Genomic DNA, 20068 nt, shown 5'->3' with positions numbered 1-20068 from the left:
TTCGGTATTATGGCGCTGAGGAACTAACTCTGCCTGTTTCCACAAGAACCTATGATCTGTGGAGTTTTCCTGAGGCCGGACGATTGATCCGGGAAACACTAGGCGCCTAAGCTCGGGCTATGGGTCTGACAAATCTCAAAGAAAACCTTCAGCGAAAGTTCGCCGACTGGCTTGGCGAGCAGAAGGATCTCGAAAAGCACATCGCAGATGTGACGGCAGCCTATGAGGCGCTGGGCGATAAGCGCGAGCGGCTTGAGACGGTCGAAGCCCTTCTCGCGAGCACCAAGGTGATCATGAAGGAAATCGCTCCACACTGGCGGCCGGAATCGGTCCGGCCGAGCCGCAGGAACGCGATGAAGCTACCTTTCAAGCCAGGTGAAGTGACGCGCATGGCATTCGACGTCATGCGGCGAGAAGCTCGGCCGATGGGGTCGAGGGAGATTTCGGAGCTGGTGGTTGCAGAAAAGGGTCTTGATCCTTCGGATCGAATGCTGGTCGATCAGGTCAAGATCGCGGTCGATGCAAGCCTGAAAACCAAGAAGGGCGAGTATGTCGATCACCATGGTGAGCGATACAGCCGAACCTGGTTCATCATTCAGGATGGCCGGCCTACACCGCCGTCCGGCCAGTGAGGTATGCGATCGCATCGTCATCCTGGTCGTTTGCTGGTCCTGACGAATTGCCATTGCCTGAAGGCTTGCCCTTGCGTCCCTGCCAGTAGCCAACAAGCGTCTTCGAAGGTGGGGCCTTTCCGACTGCGCTAATCATCATGGCAGCCTGTTCGCCATTCGAGACACGCCGGTTCTGTTCCTTCCAGGCAAGTTCCATCGCGTAGCGGTGCAAATGCGCTCCCGAGATATGTTTGTGGACGCCGCGCTCAGCGCTGCGCATCCGCTCGAAGAAGCTCTCCGCCATGTTGGTGCAGGCACCATCGTGCGAGAAATGCTCCGAATGGTTGATCCGCTTGGTCTCGAACAGCAGCTGAAGCGGCTCCCATTGAGGGCTCATATCAGCGTGGACGATCGTATCTGGCAGGAGGATGTCGCGAGCGATCGGGATTGCGTCTCCCTCCTTCGGGAGCAGGAACGTGCGCAGTTTGCCGGTCTTGCCGGTCTCCGGGTCATCCCTCTCGCGCATGACGACGATGAGCTTCTGCCGCTTCTTGGCCGCCGCCTTGTTTTTCCTCTTGAACTCCTCCCACAATTTCTTGCTGTTCGGGAGCCTCGGCATGCTGCCGCCAAACACCGCGCCATCGATCTCTACGACACCCGCAAGCTGAGCCGTTTCCTCGTTCTGACCCAGAGCGTCTCTGACCTTCTGCAAAAGCACCCAGGCGGATTTGTAGCTGATGTCCAGCTCGCGAGAGAGCCGACAGGCTGACACGCCCATCACACCATTCGCGAAGATTACGCAGGCCGCCAGGATCTTGCGGAAGGAGAGCTTGCGATCTTTGAAAATGGTCTCGCTCGTGAGCGAAAAGGACTTGCGGCATCCCTTACAGCGCCACTTCCTGTCATCTTCGAGTTCCCAGTGATCGAGGCCGCCGCAGTGAGGGCAGATCGGCTTGCCGCCATTCGCATCCCACATGATCCGCTTGAGCTTGGCGTAGGCGCGCTTCTCCGACATCGAGGCAACGGACAGGATACTGACCGATCGCGCCTGTGGAGAAAGGAGAAAGTGCTGCGCCATGAAATGTGATGCTCTACGTCATCACATATGATGATGTTAATCATTTGTCCAGTGGAAATATCCAAATTTGATGATGCCCGCCATCGTTTTGCGTGACGGCGTCCTTTGCGATTCTGGTCGGCTCTCCTACAAGAGGCAGAGAGTCAGCTTGGAGTGCGCAGAGTGTCGAGTGACGAGAAGATCTGGGAAGAGCTGTCAAAGAACACCCTGCGGGGTGCCATGATGAGCAAAGGCGTATCCTATGCCGCTCTGGCAGAGCGCCTGTCGGCGATTGGCGTCGAGGACAACGAGCTCAACCTGCGCAACAAGGTCAGCCGGGGCAGGTTCACTGCTGTGTTCCTAATGCAATGCCTTCACGTGCTCGGGGCAGAGTGGATCCATCTCCCCAAGAATCTTGAAGACGGTGCCGGCAAGCACGGCGCGCAGTCCTTGGCAAAGAAGGCGCCGCCGACCTCCATCTAGAATTCCATTGCATTCCAATAGGGCTGCTATTCTCCATGGCAAAATAATCACTATAATGATATATATATCGCTCAACACGCTAAATTTGAATGTAGGAGCATTTGATGGAAAAACTTCAAAATCAGATCGCTCTTCTGAAGGATGAGCTCAACTCCCTCAAAGGTGACCGCAAAGAGTTTCTGACAGACGATCAGCAACTCTTGAAGGATATCGAGCTTACTTACACTTCTAACGCAATCGAAGGTAATACTCTTACTCTTGATCAAACTTCAGAGCTGATTCAACATGGCATAACAGTCGGCGGCAAAAAGCTCGATGAGCATCTGGAAGCCAAGGATCATTATGACGCCTTGGTATGGATGCGAAGCGTGGCATCCTCTGATAATCCAATCGGCGAAAAGACCATCTTGGAGCTCCACCGCCGCATCGTGGCTAGCAGCCGCAAGGAAATTGCGGGAATGTATAGCCAGTCAGCGCGCCGGATCTACGGATCGGATGTAATCTTTCCCAATCCGTTAAAGATCCCAACTTTGATGGAGAATTTAGGGCGCGAACTGTCATCTTCGTCGAACACTCCCGCTGAAGCGTTTAGCTTCCACCATCGGCTGGTGTCGATTCATCCATTTGATGATGGGAACGGACGCACGGCACGTCTCCTTATGAATATGATTCTGCTAAGGGGAGGCTATGTTCCCGTCACGATCGGCCCCGAGCAGCGGAGCGAATACCTTTCAACGATACGTGAGGCTCAGATCAACGGCGATGCTCAAGCCCCGGCTTTCCAAGAGTTCATGCATCTCAGGCTGATCAAGAACATGCAGGAATACATAGAGGTTCTACGAGAAGGCAAAGAGGGCAGAGAGAGGCAACAGTCCTCTGCACTGACACCGGAGCAACTCGCATTCCTCCACAGGAACCGCGGCCCAGGAATTTGATGCCTCCCAAAGGCTCACGACGTCTAGAGAAAACCCAGCACTATCTTCATCTGATTTAATCGAAGAATCAGTTACTTATGGATGAGTTAGTTCCTCAGCGTCATAATACCGCAGCCATTCGGCCTCATGGCGCTGAGGAACCAGTTTCCCTCTAAATCCTTGAAATTAAAACAAATTTTAGCATAAGCCCTGCCGCGCGGTGAGCCGCCTCGTCCGCTGCTCCGGGCCAGGACCCGTTGCGCCAGCCAGAAGATGACGCTTGCAGCGATGCAGATGGCGGACATGATGGTGCGAGCGCGAGGGTCGGAGCGGGTGTGGATGCGCCGCCAGTCCCTTGCCTATCCGAACATGTTCTCGACCTTGTGACGATGATGGTCGCACCCTCGCCCCGTGCCTAGCCGGCGGCCAGATCCATGACGGCGAGAAAGCCGGGGCCGTGCCCGATGCCCTGTCCGATGGCGCCAAGCTGCTGGCCGACTGTCGCGCGCCAACCGCAGGCAAAGATTTGCCCTTTCGGGCTGGCGCTACCGGCAGCGCAATCTCATCGCGCGCTTCTTCAACTGCATCACGCGCTTCCGGGGCATCGCCGCCCCCTTACCCAAGTGCCCCGAAAACAGCCTCGTCGCCGTCAAACCCAGCTGCACCTGCATCGGGCGCGCCGCGGCACGAGTCGCAGGTCTGGCCGGAAATGGCCCGGTTGTCAGGGGCAGGGCAGCGTGCCTGATGCAAACCGCTTGTCGGCCTGTGCGCGCGCGCCTAGAGGCCTGACGATGGCTGATAAAGAACTCACGAAACGCAGATTCTACCGCGCGGGCGAGGAGACCCGCTTCGCCGAGGCGGGCCCTGAACGTACCCCGCAGACCGCGCATCCCGCCTACAAGCTCGCCTTCCGTGACACCGACTTCCTGCTGCGCGACGAGCTGCGCCCGGTGCGCTTCCAGCTCGAATTGCTCAAGACCGAGATGCTGCTCGACGAGGCGCGGGTCGGCTCGACGCTGGTGATGTACGGCTCGGCGCGCATTCCCTCGCCGGCGCAGGCCGAGGCGCGGCTGGAGGCGGCGAAGAACGGCACCGAATATGATCAGAAGGTCGCCCAGCGCCTCGCCGCAAAGGCCAAATATTATGACGAGGCCTACAGGCTGGCGCGTCTGGTCAGCGAAAAGGGGCTGATCGAAAATGGCCTGCGCCAATTCGTCGTCACCACCGGCGGCGGGCCGTCGATCATGGAGGCGGGCAATCGCGGCGCCTCGGATGCGGGCAGCGAATCCATCGGGCTCAACATCGTGTTGCCGCACGAACAGGCGCCCAACCCCTATGTCACGCCTTACCTCTCCTTCCAGTTCCATTACTTCGCGCTGCGCAAGATGCACTTCCTGCTGCGCGCGCGCGCGGTGGCGGTGTTCCCGGGGGGCTTTGGCACTTTCGACGAATTCTTCGAACTCGTCACCCTGATCCAGACCGGCAAGATGAAGCCGATCCCGATCATCCTGTTCGGCAAGGAATTCTGGACGCGGGTGGTCGATTTCGAGGCGCTGGCCGAAGAGGGCGTGATCTCGAAGGGCGATCTCGACCTGTTCACCTGGGTCGAAACCGCCGAGGAGGCCTGGGCCTGCATCGCCGATTTTTACGAGCTGCCCGAAGGCTAATCGCGCCTGCGCACCGCGTGATGCCCGAGCGGGCCGTTACCCGCGCCGAAGCCGGGCGCGGCCTCGATCGCGCGAATGACGAAGTGGCGCGCCAGCCGGACCGCGTGTTCGAGCCGCTGGCCATGGCCGAGCAGCGTCGCGATCGCTGACGAGAGCGTACAGCCGGTGCCGTGGGTGTGGGGCGTGTCGATCCGGGCGTGCTCGAAATGCAGCGCCTGTGCCTCACCCGCCATCGATCCGGGCAGGTAGAGCACGTCGATGATCCGCGCGTCGGAGGTGTGCCCGCCCTTGGCCAGCACGGCAGCCCCCGTCATGCGCGAAAGTTCTTCGGCCGCCTCGACCATCTGTGCGCTGGTTTCGAGGCTGCGACCGACGAGATGGCCGAGTTCGGGCAGATTGGGCGTGATTAGCGTCGCGCGCGGGAAGAGCGCCTCGCGCAAGAGCGCGATGGCCGCCGGATCGATCAGCGCCGCGCCCGAAGTCGCGATCATCACCGGATCGAGCACGATAGGCGCCTTCACGCCCACCAGCGCACGGGCGACATGGCCGATGATGTCGGCATCGTGCAGCATCCCGATCTTCACCGCATCGACCCCGATGTCCGCCACGCAGGAGGCGATCTGCTCGGCCACCATGTCGCCCGCAATCGGTGCGATCGCCTGCACGCCGACGGTGTTCTGCGCGGTGACCGCGGTGATCGCGGTCATGCCATAGCCGCCGAGCATGGCGATGGTCTTGAGATCGGCCTGGATGCCGGCGCCGCCGGACGAATCCGAACCGGCGATGGCAAGGATGCGGGGCGGGGCGCGGGTGGTCATGGCCAGCGCCATAGCAAGCCCGCCGGCTTGCGGGGATGGTTTTTGCAAGGAGCGCGCGCTTTCAGCCCCTGAACCTGCGCTCGGTGCTCGGCGGATATTGCGCGTGGAGCGATTTGGCGCGGGTCGGGCGATCCATCAGCTCGCCGCCGCAATTGGGGCAGCGATCATCGAGCGCTTCGGCGCATGGGGCGCAGAAGGTGCATTCGAACGAGCAGATGAAGGCACCGGGCGCCTCGGCGGGCAGATCCGCGCCGCAGGCCTCGCAATCGGGGCGCATTTCCAGCATCGCGTGCCCTCCTAGGCCGCCGCGCGCACGGCTTCGCAGATGGTGTCGACCACCCGTTCGACCTGCGCCTGATCGTCGCCCTCGGCCATGACGCGGATCACCGGTTCGGTGCCCGAGGCGCGGATCACCAGCCGGCCTTTGCCGGCCAGTTCGGCCTCGGCAGCCACGATCGCGGCCTTGACGCTGGCGCTTTCGAGCGGCTGGCCGCCATCGTAGCGCACGTTCCTGAGCAGCTGCGGCACGGGGTCGAAGACGTGGAGCAGCTCGCTCGCCGGCTTGCCTGAGCGCACGAGGCTGGCGAGCACGCGCAAGGCCGCAACCGTGCCGTCGCCGGTGGTGGCATAATCGAGCAGGATCATGTGCCCCGACTGCTCGCCGCCGACATTGTATCCCCCTGCCTTCATCGCCTCGAGCACATAGCGATCGCCCACCTTGGCGCGCACCAGATCGAGGCCGATGCCATTGAGGTAGCGTTCGAGCCCGAGGTTGCTCATCACCGTCGCGACGATCCCGCCGCCCCTGAGCGAACCGCGCTCCTGCATCCGCCCCGCGATCAGCGCCATGATCTGGTCGCCATCGACCGCGCGGCCCTTTTCGTCGACCACGATCAGCCGGTCGGCATCGCCGTCGAGGGCAATGCCGATATCCGCGCCTTCCTCGACCACCTTGGCTTGCAGGGCGGCAATCGCGGTCGAGCCGACCCCGTCGTTGATGTTGGTGCCGTTGGGGCTGACGCCGATCGCGACCACCTCTGCCCCCAGTTCCCAGATCGCGGAAGGGGCGACCTGATAGGCCGCGCCGTGCGCGCAATCGACCACCACCTTGAGGCCATCGAAGCGCAGCTCGGCGGCGACCGACTGCTTGACCGCGTGGATATAGCGCCCGCGCGCGTCCTCGATCCGGCGTGCGCGGCCGATCTTCTCGGCCGGGACGAGCGGAATGTCGGTTTCCATCAGCCGCTCGATCTCGGCCTCGGCCTCGTCCGAGAGTTTGAAGCCATCCGGCCCGAACAGCTTGATGCCGTTATCGGCGAAGGGGTTGTGGCTGGCCGAGATCATCACGCCGAGATCGGCGCGCATCTCGCGGGTGAGCAGGGCGATCGCGGGGGTGGGCAGCGGCCCGGTCATGATCACGTCGATCCCGACGCTGGTGAACCCCGCCACCAGCGCGCTTTCCATCATGTAGCCCGACAGGCGCGTGTCCTTGCCGATCACCACGCGGTGGCGGTGGCCACCGCGCACGAAGTGGCGTCCGGCCGCCTGCCCCACCTTCATCGCCGTTGCCGCGGTCATCACCCCGGCATTGGTGCGGCCCCTGATCCCGTCGGTCCCGAACAGCTTGCGTGCCATGAATTCCCCATCCCCCGGTGCGGCAAGATTGTCTCGCGCTTCTGGCGCGGTTATCGCCCGAAGGAAAGGGCGCAGGACGCGTTTTGAGGACACGATATTGCTGGAGAATGAAAAGGCCGGTGCTGCGCAGGCAGGCGGGCAGGGCAAGTTCGCGCTGGTATCGATCCGCCTGCCGGTGACGCTGACCTTTGCCGCGCTGGTCGGCGGACTGGTGGCCGGGATCGCCGGAGCCGCGGCTGGCGCACCGGAGGCGGTGCGCGAGATCGCCGCGCTGATCGGCGGGCTGTGGCTGCGCGCGCTGCAGATGACGATCATCCCGCTGGTCGCGGCGCTGCTGGTGCTCGGCTTGGTGCAGATGATCATGGCCGCGCGGGTCGGCACGGTGGCGCGGCGGATGATCGCGCTGATGGTGTTCGTGCAGCTGGCGGGCGGGGCCTTCACCTCCTTCGTCATGCCCCCGCTGCTGCGCGCCTTCCCGGTGCCCGCCGGAGCCGAGGCCTTTCTCGCACAGACGCCCTCGGACGTGGGCGAGGTGCCCAAGGTGCTCGATTTCCTCGCCTCGCTGGTCTCCCCCAACATCATCGCTGCCGCCGCCGAGACCGCGATGCTGCCGCTGACAATCTTTTTCGTGATGTTTGCGGTCGCGATCACCCGCCTGCCCGCGGATCAGGGCGAAAGGCTGCTCGGCTTGTTCCACGCGCTCGGCAATGTCATGCTGCTGATCATCGGCTGGGTGCTGGCGATCGCGCCCATCGGCGTCTTCGCGCTGGCCTATGGTGTCGGAGTGCAGAGCGGGGGCGGGGCCTTTGCCGCGCTGGGGCACTATGTCCTCACCGTCACGATGATGGGCACCTTCATCTTGGTGCTGGCCTATGCCATCGCCGCGGGTCTGGGGCGCAGGGGACTGCCCGCTTTCGCCAGGGCGGTGCTGCCCGCGCAGGCAGTGGCGCTGTCCACGCAAAGCTCGCTGGCGAGCCTGCCGGCGATGCTCGATTCGGCCAGCCGCCTGTCGCTGCGCGCCTCGACCGCGGAATTCGTCCTGCCGCTGGCGGTGGTGGTCTTCCGCGCCACTAGCGCGGCGATGAACCTCGCGGTGGTCTATTACATCGCCGCGCTGGCGGGGATCGAGGTCTCTCCGGCGATCGCCATTGCCGGCATCCTCATCGCCAGCGTCATCAGCCTCTCCGCGGTGAGCCTGCCCGGCTCGATCAGCTTCGTCGTCTCGATCGGCCCGATCGCGCTTGCCATGGGCGTGCCGGTTGAGCCGCTGGCGCTGCTGGTGGCGGTGGAGATGCTGCCCGATCTGATGCGCACGCTCGGCAATGTCACGATGAACGTGGCTGTCACAAGCGCGGTTGACCGGGCCGCGCAGGACGGTAACGGGACGACTTGAAGCGGCAACCCTTCGCCCACATCTGCGTTACCGCTCCGAGCTTCAACCCTGCCCTTTGGAGGACGACCCATGGCTTTTGCACTTTCCCCGCTGCCCTATGCCGACACCGCGCTCGAACCGGCGATCTCGGCCGAGACGCTGTCGTTCCACCACGGCAAGCACCACCAGACCTATGTCGACAAGATGAACGCCGCGATCGAAGGCACGCCGCACGCCGATGCTTCGCTCGAAGCGATCATCGCCGCCTCGCGCGGGACCAATCAGGGCCTGTTCAACAACGCGGCGCAGACCTGGAACCACGCCTTCTACTGGCACTCGATGGCACCCGAGAGCACCGCGCCCTCGGCGGAACTTGCCGCCAAGATCGACGAGGCTTTCGGCTCGCTCGACAACCTCAAGCAGCAATTGAAGGATCGCGGGGTGGGCCACTTCGCCTCGGGCTGGGTGTGGCTGGCCGAAAAGGACGGCAAGCTCTCGATCGAGGAAACCCACGATGCCGACACGCTCGCCGACAGCAGCTTCAACCCGCTGCTGGTGCTCGACGTGTGGGAGCACGCCTATTACCTCGATCACCAGAACAAGCGCCCCGCCTATCTCGACGCGGTGGTCGAGAACAAGCTCAACTGGGCCTTCGCCAGCGAGAACCTCGCGCGCGGGACGGTGTGGACCTACGCCTGAGCTTTCCCGCCAGATGAAAAAAGCAAGGCCCGGGGGGCGATCCTCCGGGCCTTTTTCTTCTACCCCCGCGAACTGACCCCGTTGCCTGCGGCCACCTCGTCGAGCTCCTCGAGGATCGCGCGGTGGGCGACCTCGTCGTCGGTCGAGCGGCGCGGAACATTGCCATTGGCGAGCATTTCGGTGAGCGCGGCGCGGGCGCGGCCCACCCGGCTCTTGATCGTGCCGACCGCGCAGCCGCAGATTTCGGCGGCCTCCTCGTAGGAGAATCCGCCCGCACCCACCAGCAGCAGCGCCTCGCGCCGTTCGGGCGGGAGCGTCATCAGCGCGCGGTGGAGATCGGAGAGGTGGATCGGTTCCTCCTGGCCGGCCGGTGCCGTCAGGATGCGTTCGGCCACGCCTTCGTCATATTCGCCGCGGAAGCGGTTGCGGCGCATGTCGGTGAGATAGGCGTTGCGCAGGATCACGAAGGTCCAGGCGCGCATCGAGGTGCCCGGCTCGAACCGGTCCTGCGCGGCCCATGCCTTGAGCAGGGTTTCCTGCACCAGATCATCGGCCATGTCGGGCCGGCCGCACAGGCCGCGGGCAAAGGCGCGCAGGTGCGGGACGACGGCGGTCAGCTCGCGCTTGAAATCGGCCTTTTCGCCGGCCGAACGGCGGGGTTCGGGCGGATCGCTGTCGCTCACGTCTGCGCTTCCCGGTCGTCCGGGGATGGCGAGGCCCTGCCACCACCAGCCAGGCCATCGCCGAGGCGACGCGGATCAAGCTCGTCGAGCCGGGCAAGCAGGGTCTTGAAGCTGTCGGGCAGGTCTTCCTCGACCACCGAATCATACAGCTGCTTGAGACCATCCGCCCATGCCGGCACACGCTGCGCCTGCTTGCCGCCGGCTGAAGGGGGTTTGCGATCTGAAGCCATGGTCTTGTCGGTTATCCCTGATCCCGGAGCGCCGGCAAAGCCGTGCCGCCACACCCCGGCGAGGGACAGGCAGCGCGGTTGGCGTGGCGCCGGCGCGCAGCATAGCACACCGTTTCGCCAAATGCCCCATGCAAACGCGCTTGGACTGTTGGGGAACGATGCGGCATAGGTCGTGTTCTGCGGCAGGCCCGGTGGCCTGCTCTTCGCGTGAGGACAAGCGTGATCGACCGCTCCGCCGCCATTGCGCCTGCCGAAGCCTTGAGCGCTGCGGCTGATAGTCGCGCGCGGCGCTGGCTGGTGCTCTATCCGCGTGCGATTCCGCTGGCGATCTTCCTTGCCATCACCGCGATTACGGCCTTGAGCGTCTTCGCGATCGAAAGCAACGCCCGCGCACGCGAGCTTGCGCAGATGCGCGAATATGCCCGCAGCGTCGCCGCCGCGCTCGACCGCAGCAGCAACAGCTTTTCCTCCTACCTGCGCTCGGGCGCGGCGCTGTTCGCGAGCAGCGCGGACGTCAGCCCGCAAACCTTCGACAGCTTCGTGCGCGCGCTCAGGCTCGACATGGACTATCCCGGGGCCGAGGGCATCGGCTGGCTGCCGGTGATCGAGCCTGCCGATCTCCCCGCCTTCATGGCCCGCACCCGCGCCAGCCAGCCCGGCTTTCCCGAAATCCACCCGCGCCCCGTCTCCACCACGGGGCGGATTGCGCCGGTGACGATGTTCGCGCCCCAAAGCCCGCGCAACCGCCGGGCGCTGGGCTATGACATGTATTCCGACCCGGCCCGCGCTGCGGCCATGGCCGAGGCCGAATTGGCGCGCAGCCCGACGGCATCGGGACGGATCGTGCTGGAGCAGGAGCAATCGGGCAATCTGCCGGCTTTCGCGATCTACATGCCGGTGTTCCGCACCTTCGGCGAGGACGACCGGCGGCTGCTCGGCTTCGTTTACGCCCCCTTCCGCGCCCGCGAGTTTCTCGATTCGGCGATCGACACCACCCGCAGCGATCAATTCGGCGTGCGGCTTTATGACGGCGAGGCCGGCACCGGGCATCTGCTAGTGACCCGTTCGATCGCGGATGCGGGGGACAAGCAGGTCGAGGAACAGGTGACCATCGCCAACCGCAAGCTGCTGCTGGTGGTCGAATCCGCCGATCGCGAGGTGCTCAGCCCGCTGTCGATGGTGACGCTGCTGTTCGGCCTGGCGCTGGCGAGCCTGCTGATGCTGCTGGCGCGGCTGCTGACCCAGCAGGCTTACGAGGACCAGGCGCGCCTCGCCTTCTTCGAGGAACAGCACTCGATCCGCAATTCGCTGACCCGCGAACTCAATCACCGGGTCAAGAACACGCTTGCCAATGTGCTCTCAATCCTCTCCCTGACGCGGCGACGGACGAAGGATCTGGACAGCTTTGCCGACAGTCTCGAAGGGCGCATCCGCGCACTGTCGGCGACGCATGACCTGCTCACAGTGACCGACTGGGGCACCACCCCGATCCACGCGGTGATCGAGGCGGAATTGCAGCATTTCCGGATCGACTTCGACGACGCTATCCTGCTCGAAGGCCCGCCGCTGGAACTGGCGCCGAATGATGCGCTCTCCTTTGGCCTGGCGATGCATGAACTGGCGACCAATGCGGCCAAATATGGCGCGCTCAGCACCCCCGGCGGGCGCGTGACGATCCGCTGGAAGATGGCGGGCGAACATCTCGCCGAGGTCGAATGGCGGGAGACCGGCGGGCCGCCGGTCGCCGCCGAGCGCCGGCGCGGGTTCGGCACCGAGCTGATCGAGAAGATCGTCGCCCACGAGCTGCGCCAGCCGGTGGTGCTCGATTTCCGTCCCGAAGGCGTGGTGTGCCGGCTGCGCGTGCCGATCCGCCGACCGGGGGAGTTCCGGATCAGGCAGAACCCGTGATTGGCCCGCCGCCGCTCAGGAAAGCGGCCGGCTCGACTGGAAAAACAGCGCCTGGCTGATCGCGGCGCGCACGGTTGCTTCCTGAAACGGCTTGGTCACCAGATAGGTCGGCTCGGGCCGGTCGCCCGTCAGCAGGCGTTCGGGATAGGCGGTGATGAAGATCACCGGCACGCTGGCCAGCGCGAGAATGTCGTCCACCGCATCCAGACCCGATGAACCATCGGCCAGCTGGATGTCGGCCAGCACGAGGCCCGGCATCCGCTCGGCCACGACTTCGCGCGCCTGGCTGCGGGTGGCGGCGGTGCCGCAGATCCTGTGCCCAAGCCCGGCGACGAGGTCTTCGAGCTGCATCGCGATCAGCGGTTCATCCTCGATCACCAGCACGCTGGTTTTCTGTTCCGCCTCGATCTCGGCCACCGCAGCTGCGACCAGCGCGTCGATTTCGGCGGTGGTCAACTCCATGATCTCGGCCGCCTGCGCCGGAGTGAAATCTTCCAGCGTGGTCAGCAGCAGCGCTTGGCGCGCCGGCGGGGTGATGGCGCCGAGCCGGCGCTGCGCGCCGGCTTCGTGCTCGCCCGACGCTGCCCCGACGGGCACCTCGGCCAGCTGCGCGCTCGACCAGACGCGGGTGAAGGCGCGGTAAAGCGGCACGCGCCCGCCACCGAGCGATTCCATCACTCCGGCATCGGCCACCGCCGCCTCCAGCGTCGCGCGCACGAAGGCATCGCCGGTGCTCTGCGATCCCGTCAGCGCGCGGGCATAGCGCCTGAGATAGGGCAGATTGGCGGCGATCTGGTTTCCGAGGCTCATTGTCCGGCTCCGCTGGGTGGGCATCATGCTGGGCTTGCAGGGACACAAGCGATTCGCAAGGTTAGCGGTTCCGGGACGCCCCGTCGCGCCCGCGCTTGGCCCCTCTCGGCCGTGACTGAAAAAAGTTTCGCGTCGCGGGAACCGGCGGCGGGGACGTGCATTTTGCTGTCGTCACCGCCGAGACCCCCCCTCCCGTCCAAGCGGCTGGTGATACGATCCCGAAAGGCCTCCGTTGCCATGCAACGGAGGCCTTTTTTCTCGCTCACCCCAACCGCTTCTCGAAGATCGCATACTCGCGGTTGATCTTGCTCTGGATGGTGTCGGCAATGGCGACCATGCCCTGATTGTCCTCGAGAATCCAGCCGATCTCTCCGCGCGTCGAGCCGAACTTGCTGTGTGCCTGCTGGCGGATCGCCTCGATCATCATGAAGGCGAGCTGGCTGGCGAGGCGGGTGTTGTGGAGCTGCTTGAGCACCCCCATCAGCGGCACCCGCATCCCCGCCCCCTTGGGATGGCGCAGCCAGCGCAGCATGGTGATCCAGCCGAAAGGCAGCAGCTTGCCTTTGATCCTGGCCAGCGCGTCGTTGACATCGGGGAAGGTCAGCATGAAGGCCACCGGCCGCCCGTCCACCTCGGCGATCATGTTCAGCTCCTCGAAGATCAGCGGGCGCAGCTTCTTGCCGGCATAGGCGACTTCTTCGGGGGTGAAGGGCACGAAGCCCCAGTTGTGTGACCAGGCATCGTTGAGAATGCCGAGCACGATCGCGACCTCGTCATCCCAGCGGCTTTTGTCCACCCGCCGCACCTTGATCCGCGCGTTCTTGTGGCCCGACTGGACGATGCGCTGCACCAGCGGCGGAAAGGGCTTCGAAATGTCGAGATCATAGGTGTAGAGCGTCTTGGCGCGGACATATCCGCCCGCCTCGATCCAGCCGGCATAATGCGCCGGGTGGTGGCCCATCATGATCATCGGCGGATGATCCTGCCCGCGCACCAGCAAGCCCGGCTCCTCCCAGATCGACAGCGAGATCGGGCCGAGCACGCGGGTCATGCCCTGCTGCGCCAACCAGCCTTCGGCGGCGGCCAGCAGCGCACGGGCGACATCTTCATCCTCGGCATCGAAATAGCCGAAGAAGCCGGTGCCGGGGCCAAAGCCCTGCTCCGGCGGCATCGCCAGCGCCAGTTCGTCGATATGCGCCGCGATGCGTCCCACCGCCTTGCCCGCGCGGCGCGCGATGAACAATTGCACCCGTGCGTGGCCGAAAAACGGGTTCTTGTCCGGATCGACCAGTTCGAGCTGCTCGCCGCGCAGCTGCGGGACAAAATTCGCAAGCCGGTCGGAAAAGGCCCGCCCGCAATCGACGAAGGCCGCGCGCCCGCGCTTGTCGATGACAGGCTCAATGCTTATGTCCGAAAGGTGGGTAAGGGCATCCGGCACGCAGGGGTCCTTCGTATTTGCTTCAGGTCAAGGCGTCTGTGTCGTGCCCGCGCCATTGACGCAAGCCAATCGATTACACTGAGCACATAGACAGGTTTGGCTTGCCTGCCGAATTGGGCTAGGGCGGGCCACACGACAGGCCGCACACATGACCATGCACCAGACCCTCGATCCCGCCCGCCGCGTCGCCGCGCCCCCGCGCGCGACCCGCATCCAGTTCATGGCGGCCGATGACAAGGACTTGCTGCGCGCCGCGCGTGAGCTGACCAAGGGGCTGGGCGAGGCCAAGCCATGGATCTACTGGCCCGACATGCTGCTTTCCGCCGGGATGGGCTATGCCGCGATCGCGGTGACGATCCTGTCCGAGAGCCTTGTGATGCAGCTGGCCGCGGGCCTGGTCGGCGCGCTCGCGCTCTACCGCGCGCTGATGTTCATCCACGAGCTGACCCACATCCACCGCGACGCGCTGCCGGGCTTTCGCACGGGCTGGAACCTGATCGTCGGCATCCCGCTGCTGACGCCCTCCTTCATGTATGAGGGCGTGCACACGATTCATCACAAGCGCACGCAATATGGGACCGAGGCGGATCCCGAATATCTCCCGCTGGCGCTGATGAAGCCATGGAGCCTGCCGCTGTTCGTGATCGTTGCCATCCTGGCACCGGTGGCGCTGATCATTCGTGCGGCGGTGCTGGTGCCGCTCGGCGTGCTGATTCCGGCGGTGCGGCGGCTGACATGGGAAAGGTTCTCCGCGCTCCAGATCAACCCCAAGTTCCGCCGCCGCCCGCCCGAAGGCGACTTCGCCAAGCGCGTGCGCTGGCAGGAAGCGGGCGTGTTCGTATGGGCGTGGACGTTGATCGCGAGCACCTTCGTGTTCGGCTGGCGACCGCTGGCGATCGCGCTCTGCATCGTCTCGCTCACCGCGCTGCTCAACCAGCTGCGCACGCTGGTGGCGCATCTTTGGGAGAACGAGGGCGAGCCGATGACGGTGACCGCGCAGTTCCTCGATTCGGTCAACGTTCCGCCGCCGGGCCTCGCCGCGGAGATCTGGGCACCGGTCGGCCTGCGCTATCACGCGCTCCATCACCTGATGCCCTCGATGCCCTATCACGACCTGCCCGAAGCCCACCGTCGTCTGGCCCGCGCGCTCGGCACCGGCTCGACCTACGAGAGCGCGAACCACCCCGGCATGCTGGTGCTCGTCGCTCGGATCGCGAGGAGCACGATGGGCAAGCGGGCCTAGAACACCCTCGCCTCGGCCGCAGGCTGGTCGAAGCACGGGCACCACCTGCCTGCAGCAAGACGGCACCCCGGCCGCCGGCAAGGCCGGAGCAAGGGCGATCGGCGCGCGGTGACGATCGGTCAGCCTGCACCCCGGCGAGAGGCCGCAGCTCATTCCTCGGTCCGGATCAGCACCGTCTCGCCGAGCAGCAGGAACAGCAGGAACGGCGCCCAGGCGGCCAGCAGCGGCGGGTAGCCGCCGAAACTGCCCATCGCCAGCGCGGCATTGTCGACCACGAAATAGGCAAAGCCGAGCGCCATGCCGATGATCGCGCGCAAGAACAGCTGGCCGGAACGCGCCAGCCCGAAGGCGGCGACCGAGCCGAGCAGCGGCATCAGCAGCGCCGAGAGCGGCCCCGAAAGGCGGTGCCACCACTTGGCGCGCAATTCCTCGGTGTTGCGTCTGGCGGCGGCAAAGGCATCGATCGTCCTGGACAGCTCCCAGAAGCTCTGCGAATCCGGGTCGACCGATTGCAGGCCGATCTGCGCCGGGCTGAGCCCCCTGCCCACCACCATCTCCGGCAGTCGTTCGGTGGCGGCTGCGGCAACGTCGAAGCGCACCGGCTGTTCCAGCCGCCAGCCCGGCGCGGCATAGGTCGCGCGCGGGGCGCGGATCTGGGCGCGGATGATGCCCGATGGCGTGCGTTCGTACCAGGTGACGCCGGTCAGCACGATGTCTTCGCCCCGTCCGGCAAGGCGCGCCGCCGCGAGGATGTTCTGCCCGTCGCTGAGATAGACGTTGGAACGCACCCCGCCCGCGCCGGTGCCCGGCGGCGGCTTGGCACCATATTCGGCCGCCTCCCACGCCTTGAGCGTCGCATTGGCGCGGGTGACGATGCGCTCGTTGAAGGCAAAACTGACCACCGCCACGAGCGCGGCTGTCAGCAGCAGCGGGGCGAGCACCTGGTGCGCGGAAAGACCGGCTGCCTTCATCGCCACCACCTCGCTGTTCTGGTTCAGCGTTACCAGCGTGATCAGCGTGGCCAGCAGCACCGAATAGGGCAGAAAGCGGCTTACCAGCTGCGGCGTGCGCAGGCTGGCATAGTGAAGGATCTCCGCCTGCCCGTTGCCCGGCACCTTGAGGATGTCGCCCGTCGCCGCCAGCAGATCGAGCGCCAGCAGCACCAGCACCAACATCACCAGCACCGCAAGGATGCGCACCACGAACATCTTCGCAAGGTAGAGCGTCAGCGTGCGCGAGGGGAAGAATTCGAACTGCATCGCTCAGGCCTATTGCGCTGGCGCCAGTTGCGGCGCCGCCGGATGGCTGCGCGGGCGGCGGCGGGTGAACAGTTTCACCACCTGCTTCGACAGCTTGGCAAAGGCGGTCTCGAGCGCGCCGATCGCCTGCCCGCCGGGGACATAGGCGACGCGGTAATACATCCACACGATCAGCGCGGCGAAGATCACGAAGGGCACCCACAGCGCGAGGATCGGATCGAGCCGGCCGAGCGCGGCGACGTCCTCGCCATACTGGTTGACCTTGTGATAGGCGACCACCATCACGATCGAGACGAACACGCCCAATGCGCTGGTCGAGCGCTTGGGTGGAATCGCCAGCGCCACCGCCAAGAGCGGCATCAGCGCCATCATCACGATTTCGACCAGCCGGAAATTGAAGCTGGCCACGCTCGCATCGCGTTCGCGCGGGGCGCTCTTGTCGCTCCAGCCGATGCTGAGCAGTTCGGGCAGGATATATTCGCGCGTGGCATCGCCGCGGGCGCGGAACTTTTCGATCGCGGGCAGATCGATCGGCAGATCGTGGCGGCTGAAGCTCAGGACGCGCGGGGTCTTGCTGCCGGTTTCCTGGATGATCGTGCCCTCGGTAAGGCGCAGGATGATCGTGTCGGGATTGTCGCGGGTGGCAAGGAAAGCCCCCTCGCGCGCGCTGATACTGAGCGCCTGCCCCTTGGCATTCGAGACGCGGGCGAAGATGCCGATCAGGCGCCGGCCCTCGTCCTCGCTCTGCTCGATGCGCAGCGCCATGCGGTCGGCCAGCGTGGTGAACTCGCCGACCTTGATCGAGGCCCCGAGCGCGCCCGAGCGCAGCTCGTATTCCATCTGCTCATAGTAGTAGCGGCTGACCGGCTGGATGTAGAACACCAGCGCCACGTTCACCGCCATCAGCGCCAGGGTGATGAGGTAGGGCATCCTGAGCAGCCGGTTGTAGGACAGGCCGAGCGCGCGCATCGAGTCGAGCTCGCTGGTCACGGCGAGCTTGCGGAAGGCGAGCAGCACGCCGAGCAGCAGCCCGAGCGGAATCGCGAGGCTGGCATATTCCGGGATCAGCGCGCCGAGCATCTTGAACACCACCGCCACCGGCCCGCCTTCGACCGCGACGAAATCGAACAGCCGCAGCATCTTGTCGAGCATCAGCAGGCTCGCCGCGAGCGCGAATACGCCCAGCATCGGCACCACGGTCAGCCGCAGGATATAGCGATCGATGCTGGGGACGAGCTTGAACAAGGGGCGTATCCGTCGATGACCCTCGCGGCCCTAGCGCGCCCTGCGGGCAATTACCAGCAGCGCCATCACCACCAGCTGCTGCCGGGTATGCCCTTGAACGGCCCGGCCTCGCGCGGGCTGATCCACCCGCCATAGAAGCCGCCGGGTTGGGGCGTGACCTGTTCACCGTCCAGCGTCACTTCGTCGAAGGGGGCGGCGTAGAAAGCGATGTGGCCCGCGATCCCGGCAAAGGCGGGCGCGGGCGCGGGGTAGAACCAGCCCGCCTGCGCGATGGTCTCGCCGCCGATCGTCACGTCCCAATAGATCGCCCTTCCCTTCCATTCGCAGATCGAGCACGCCGGGCTCGGCACGAGGTGCGCCATCGCGATGTCATCTGGCGGGATGTAATAGCTGGGCGGGTGCGCGGTTTCGAGGACGCGCCAGGCCGCGCGGCTGTCGGCCAAGACATGGCCCTTGTGAATGATGCGGACATGGCGCTTGGTCGGTTCGGCGACGGCGGGGCGGGGGTAGTTCCACACGCTTTCCTGTCCGGGCAGAGCCCGATCGGGTGCGGGGTGATGGGGCAGGCGCATCAGCGCGCGCCGATCACGCCTTTTCCAGCGTGCATTGCAGCGGGTGCTGGTTCTGGCGCGCGAAGTCCATCACCTGGTTCACCTTGGTCTCGGCGATCTCGTAAGGGAAGATCCCGCACACGCCGACCCCGCGCTGGTGAACGTGGAGCATGACGCGGGTGGCCTGTTCCAGATCCATGCCGAAGAAGCGCTTCAGAACCATCACCACGAATTCCATCGGGGTGTAGTCGTCATTGAGCATCAGCACCTTGTACTGGCTCGGCTTCTTGGGTTTGGCGCGGGTCTTGGTGGCGATGCCGATCTGGCCGGCGCCGTCCGCGTCCCTGCCGCCATCATCCTCGCCCGCGCGGGGGCGCATGGCGAGCGGCAGCGCGGCACTCTCGGCGAGTTGGGGAACAGTCATGCACGGCATAGCTCATCATTATGGGATTCGCTGGCATCTGTGCAAGCAGTTGGTGCGCGTGGCGCGCCAAAAGAAATGGCCGGCCAGACGCAAAGGTCTGGCCGGCCAGCGCCGGTCGGCGCGCTCTCGTGGACCGGGTTGGGAGAGAGAGGAGAGAGGACCGGTCCAGGAACTCGTGGCTCAGGCCGCCTTCGAGATCTTCTCGGCAGCGACGCTGACGCGGTTCGAGATCGGAGCGAAGGCATCGTTGTAGAGCTTCACCCAGGCTTCGGTGCGCTTCGAGCCGAAGGAGACCAGCGCGTCGAAGTTGCGGCGGGCGATTTCGCCCTGAAGCTGCATCAGCTCGGTCGGCGACTTGACCGCGGCGACCTTCTTGGCGTCTTCGACGACAGTCTCGAGCACGGCCTTGCCGGTCTCGATGTCGCTCTTCACGATGTCCTGCGCGCCGGCGAAGAAGATCTTGCCGCTTTCAACCATGGCCTCGACATTGGCCTTGCCGAATTCGGTGGCTTCGCTGGCCAGCGCGGCGGTCTTGTCGTAGGCGGTCTTGGCGCGGGCCTGGACGTCGGCGATGATTTCCTTGGCGGTGGCGGTGATGTCGGTGTTCTTGGTGGTGGCCATGATCGTATCCTTGAGCTTGATGACGGGGTTGGTCTTGGGCGCCGCGGCGACCTTTGCGGCCTTCTTCGCGGCATTCGGCTTGACGGCAGCCTTCTTGGGCGCGGCGGGCTTCTTTGGCGTAGCCTTCTTTGCCGGAGCTTTCTTGGCCGCGCGCGTGGCGAGCGTCGGTTGCGGTGCGGCGGGCTTCTTCACGCCAGCCGAGGTTTCGGCCTTGGGCGCAGCGACGACCTTGGCGGCCGCTTCAGCATAGGCCTTCTCGGCAGCCGCGTCGATCTTGGCGACCGGCGCAGCCTTGGGAGCGGCAGCAGGGGTTTCAACCTCGGACATGATGACCTCGCTTCATGTTGCACTGCACAAAATAGTGAGTGCGACTGCGAAGTCAAGCTTTTTTGTGCAGCGC

21 protein-coding genes are annotated in these 20068 nt (G+C 64.9%); 8 read left to right on the top strand and 13 right to left on the bottom strand.

Going from position 1 to position 20068, the window contains the following annotated elements:
• Positions 1–119: 119 nt before the first annotated feature.
• Complete coding sequence (locus BZF61_RS07945; protein ID WP_086617976.1) at positions 120–632, top strand: hypothetical protein; 513 nt, start codon at positions 120–122, stop codon at positions 630–632.
• On the opposite strand, the gene BZF61_RS07940 is transcribed toward BZF61_RS07945, so the two are convergent.
• Positions 610–1689: an IS1595 family transposase gene (locus tag BZF61_RS07940; RefSeq protein ID WP_086617977.1), complete on the bottom strand. Its 1080-nt coding sequence runs from the start codon at positions 1687–1689 to the stop codon at positions 610–612. The genes BZF61_RS07945 and BZF61_RS07940 overlap by 23 nt on opposite strands.
• A 162-nt stretch (positions 1690–1851) precedes the next feature.
• Between BZF61_RS07940 and BZF61_RS07935 the strand changes: the two genes are divergently transcribed.
• From BZF61_RS07935 to BZF61_RS07925, 3 genes are all read left to right on the top strand, one after another.
• Complete coding sequence (locus BZF61_RS07935; RefSeq protein WP_086618288.1) at positions 1852–2151, top strand: DUF6471 domain-containing protein; 300 nt, start codon at positions 1852–1854, stop codon at positions 2149–2151.
• 104 nt (positions 2152–2255) lie between these two features.
• A complete protein-coding gene (locus BZF61_RS07930; protein WP_086617980.1) occupies positions 2256–3086 on the top strand; it encodes a Fic family protein in 831 nt (276 codons plus the stop codon).
• A 770-nt stretch (positions 3087–3856) separates the two neighbouring features.
• Positions 3857–4732, top strand: a complete 876-nt coding sequence (locus BZF61_RS07925) for an LOG family protein (RefSeq protein WP_086618287.1) — start codon at positions 3857–3859, stop codon at positions 4730–4732.
• On the opposite strand, the gene thiD is transcribed toward BZF61_RS07925, so the two are convergent.
• Genes thiD through glmM form a run of 3 tightly spaced genes read right to left on the bottom strand, consistent with a single transcriptional unit; the run spans position 4729 to position 7185 of the window.
• Positions 4729–5562, bottom strand: coding sequence for a bifunctional hydroxymethylpyrimidine kinase/phosphomethylpyrimidine kinase (gene thiD, locus BZF61_RS07920; protein ID WP_086618285.1), 834 nt, complete (start codon positions 5560–5562; stop codon positions 4729–4731). The two genes, BZF61_RS07925 and thiD, sit on opposite strands and share 4 nt — an antisense overlap.
• Before the next feature lie 49 nt (positions 5563–5611).
• Positions 5612–5836 (bottom strand): DUF1272 domain-containing protein, encoded by a 225-nt coding sequence (locus BZF61_RS07915; RefSeq protein WP_086618283.1) that lies wholly within the window; start codon positions 5834–5836, stop codon positions 5612–5614.
• An 11-nt stretch (positions 5837–5847) separates the two neighbouring features.
• Positions 5848–7185, bottom strand: a complete 1338-nt coding sequence (gene glmM / locus BZF61_RS07910) for a phosphoglucosamine mutase (protein ID WP_086618281.1) — start codon at positions 7183–7185, stop codon at positions 5848–5850.
• Between the two features lie 97 nt (positions 7186–7282).
• Here glmM and BZF61_RS07905 point away from each other — a divergent pair, with 97 nt between their 5' ends.
• Together BZF61_RS07905 and BZF61_RS07900 are read left to right on the top strand one after the other, a co-directional pair.
• Positions 7283–8578 (top strand): dicarboxylate/amino acid:cation symporter, encoded by a 1296-nt coding sequence (locus tag BZF61_RS07905; RefSeq protein WP_086618280.1) that lies wholly within the window; start codon positions 7283–7285, stop codon positions 8576–8578.
• 69 nt (positions 8579–8647) lie between these two features.
• The gene (locus BZF61_RS07900) at positions 8648–9256 is read left to right on the top strand and encodes a superoxide dismutase (RefSeq protein ID WP_086618278.1); all 609 of its coding nucleotides are present in this window, start codon (positions 8648–8650) and stop codon (positions 9254–9256) included.
• A 59-nt stretch (positions 9257–9315) separates the two neighbouring features.
• Here the strand turns inward: BZF61_RS07900 and BZF61_RS07895 are convergent, their stop codons facing one another.
• Both BZF61_RS07895 and BZF61_RS07890 read right to left on the bottom strand, forming a co-directional pair.
• Positions 9316–9939: a sigma-70 family RNA polymerase sigma factor gene (locus BZF61_RS07895; RefSeq protein WP_086618277.1), complete on the bottom strand. Its 624-nt coding sequence runs from the start codon at positions 9937–9939 to the stop codon at positions 9316–9318.
• Positions 9936–10169, bottom strand: a complete 234-nt coding sequence (locus tag BZF61_RS07890; RefSeq protein WP_086618275.1) for a NepR family anti-sigma factor — start codon at positions 10167–10169, stop codon at positions 9936–9938. Before BZF61_RS07890 ends, BZF61_RS07895 begins: the two co-directional genes overlap by 4 nt.
• 219 nt (positions 10170–10388) lie before the next feature.
• On the opposite strand from BZF61_RS07890, the gene BZF61_RS07885 reads away from it, so the two are divergent.
• Positions 10389–12077 (top strand): CHASE domain-containing protein, encoded by a 1689-nt coding sequence (locus tag BZF61_RS07885; RefSeq protein ID WP_281251525.1) that lies wholly within the window; start codon positions 10389–10391, stop codon positions 12075–12077.
• Between the two features lie 15 nt (positions 12078–12092).
• Here the strand turns inward: BZF61_RS07885 and BZF61_RS07880 are convergent, their stop codons facing one another.
• Both BZF61_RS07880 and BZF61_RS07875 read right to left on the bottom strand, forming a co-directional pair.
• A complete protein-coding gene (locus BZF61_RS07880; RefSeq protein WP_086618326.1) occupies positions 12093–12887 on the bottom strand; it encodes a response regulator in 795 nt (264 codons plus the stop codon).
• 262 nt (positions 12888–13149) lie between these two features.
• Complete coding sequence (locus BZF61_RS07875) at positions 13150–14325, bottom strand: N-acetyltransferase (protein ID WP_086618274.1); 1176 nt, start codon at positions 14323–14325, stop codon at positions 13150–13152.
• A 148-nt stretch (positions 14326–14473) separates the two neighbouring features.
• On the opposite strand from BZF61_RS07875, the gene BZF61_RS07870 reads away from it, so the two are divergent.
• On the top strand, positions 14474–15568 hold the full coding sequence (locus BZF61_RS07870; protein WP_086618272.1) for a fatty acid desaturase family protein: 1095 nt from the start codon (positions 14474–14476) through the stop codon (positions 15566–15568).
• Positions 15569–15717: 149 nt separating this feature from the next.
• Here BZF61_RS07870 and lptG read toward each other — a convergent pair whose 3' ends face one another.
• From lptG to BZF61_RS07845, 5 genes are all read right to left on the bottom strand, one after another.
• Positions 15718–16827: an LPS export ABC transporter permease LptG gene (gene lptG, locus BZF61_RS07865; protein WP_086618271.1), complete on the bottom strand. Its 1110-nt coding sequence runs from the start codon at positions 16825–16827 to the stop codon at positions 15718–15720.
• Between the two features lie 9 nt (positions 16828–16836).
• Positions 16837–18072, bottom strand: coding sequence for an LptF/LptG family permease (locus BZF61_RS07860; RefSeq protein ID WP_086618269.1), 1236 nt, complete (start codon positions 18070–18072; stop codon positions 16837–16839).
• Positions 18073–18137: 65 nt separating this feature from the next.
• The gene (locus BZF61_RS07855) at positions 18138–18644 is read right to left on the bottom strand and encodes a DUF427 domain-containing protein (protein WP_086618268.1); all 507 of its coding nucleotides are present in this window, start codon (positions 18642–18644) and stop codon (positions 18138–18140) included.
• A 13-nt stretch (positions 18645–18657) separates the two neighbouring features.
• Entirely contained in the window at positions 18658–19002 is a 345-nt protein-coding gene (clpS, locus tag BZF61_RS07850; protein ID WP_086618324.1) for an ATP-dependent Clp protease adapter ClpS, read from the bottom strand.
• 225 nt (positions 19003–19227) lie between these two features.
• Positions 19228–19995, bottom strand: coding sequence for a phasin family protein (locus BZF61_RS07845; protein WP_086618266.1), 768 nt, complete (start codon positions 19993–19995; stop codon positions 19228–19230).
• Between the last annotated feature and the right edge of the window lie 73 nt (positions 19996–20068).

It is taken from the genome of Erythrobacter tepidarius (assembly GCF_002155695.1).
Taxonomy (GTDB): Bacteria; Pseudomonadota; Alphaproteobacteria; order Sphingomonadales; family Sphingomonadaceae; genus Erythrobacter; species Erythrobacter tepidarius.
The sequence above is the reverse complement of the archived record's forward strand: the minus strand, read 5'-3'. Positions and strand labels throughout refer to the sequence as shown.

Bases quoted from the DNA above. Each gene is read 5' to 3' on its own strand.
- BZF61_RS07880 (WP_086618326.1), bottom strand. From the start codon at position 12,887: ATGAGCCTCGGAAACCAGATCGCCGCCAATCTGCCCTATCTCAGGCGC.
- BZF61_RS07845 (WP_086618266.1), bottom strand. From the start codon at position 19,995: ATGTCCGAGGTTGAAACCCCTGCTGCCGCTCCCAAGGCTGCGCCGGTC.
- BZF61_RS07925 (WP_086618287.1), top strand. From the start codon at position 3,857: ATGGCTGATAAAGAACTCACGAAACGCAGATTCTACCGCGCGGGCGAG.
- BZF61_RS07915 (WP_086618283.1), bottom strand. From the start codon at position 5,836: ATGCTGGAAATGCGCCCCGATTGCGAGGCCTGCGGCGCGGATCTGCCC.
- glmM (WP_086618281.1), bottom strand. From the start codon at position 7,185: ATGGCACGCAAGCTGTTCGGGACCGACGGGATCAGGGGCCGCACCAAT.
- thiD (WP_086618285.1), bottom strand. From the start codon at position 5,562: ATGGCGCTGGCCATGACCACCCGCGCCCCGCCCCGCATCCTTGCCATC.
- lptG (WP_086618271.1), bottom strand. From the start codon at position 16,827: ATGCAGTTCGAATTCTTCCCCTCGCGCACGCTGACGCTCTACCTTGCG.
- BZF61_RS07930 (WP_086617980.1), top strand. From the start codon at position 2,256: ATGGAAAAACTTCAAAATCAGATCGCTCTTCTGAAGGATGAGCTCAAC.
- BZF61_RS07890 (WP_086618275.1), bottom strand. From the start codon at position 10,169: ATGGCTTCAGATCGCAAACCCCCTTCAGCCGGCGGCAAGCAGGCGCAG.
- clpS (WP_086618324.1), bottom strand. From the start codon at position 19,002: ATGCGCCCCCGCGCGGGCGAGGATGATGGCGGCAGGGACGCGGACGGC.
- BZF61_RS07900 (WP_086618278.1), top strand. From the start codon at position 8,648: ATGGCTTTTGCACTTTCCCCGCTGCCCTATGCCGACACCGCGCTCGAA.
- BZF61_RS07855 (WP_086618268.1), bottom strand. From the start codon at position 18,644: ATGCGCCTGCCCCATCACCCCGCACCCGATCGGGCTCTGCCCGGACAG.
- BZF61_RS07945 (WP_086617976.1), top strand. From the start codon at position 120: ATGGGTCTGACAAATCTCAAAGAAAACCTTCAGCGAAAGTTCGCCGAC.
- BZF61_RS07870 (WP_086618272.1), top strand. From the start codon at position 14,474: ATGACCATGCACCAGACCCTCGATCCCGCCCGCCGCGTCGCCGCGCCC.
- BZF61_RS07940 (WP_086617977.1), bottom strand. From the start codon at position 1,689: ATGGCGCAGCACTTTCTCCTTTCTCCACAGGCGCGATCGGTCAGTATC.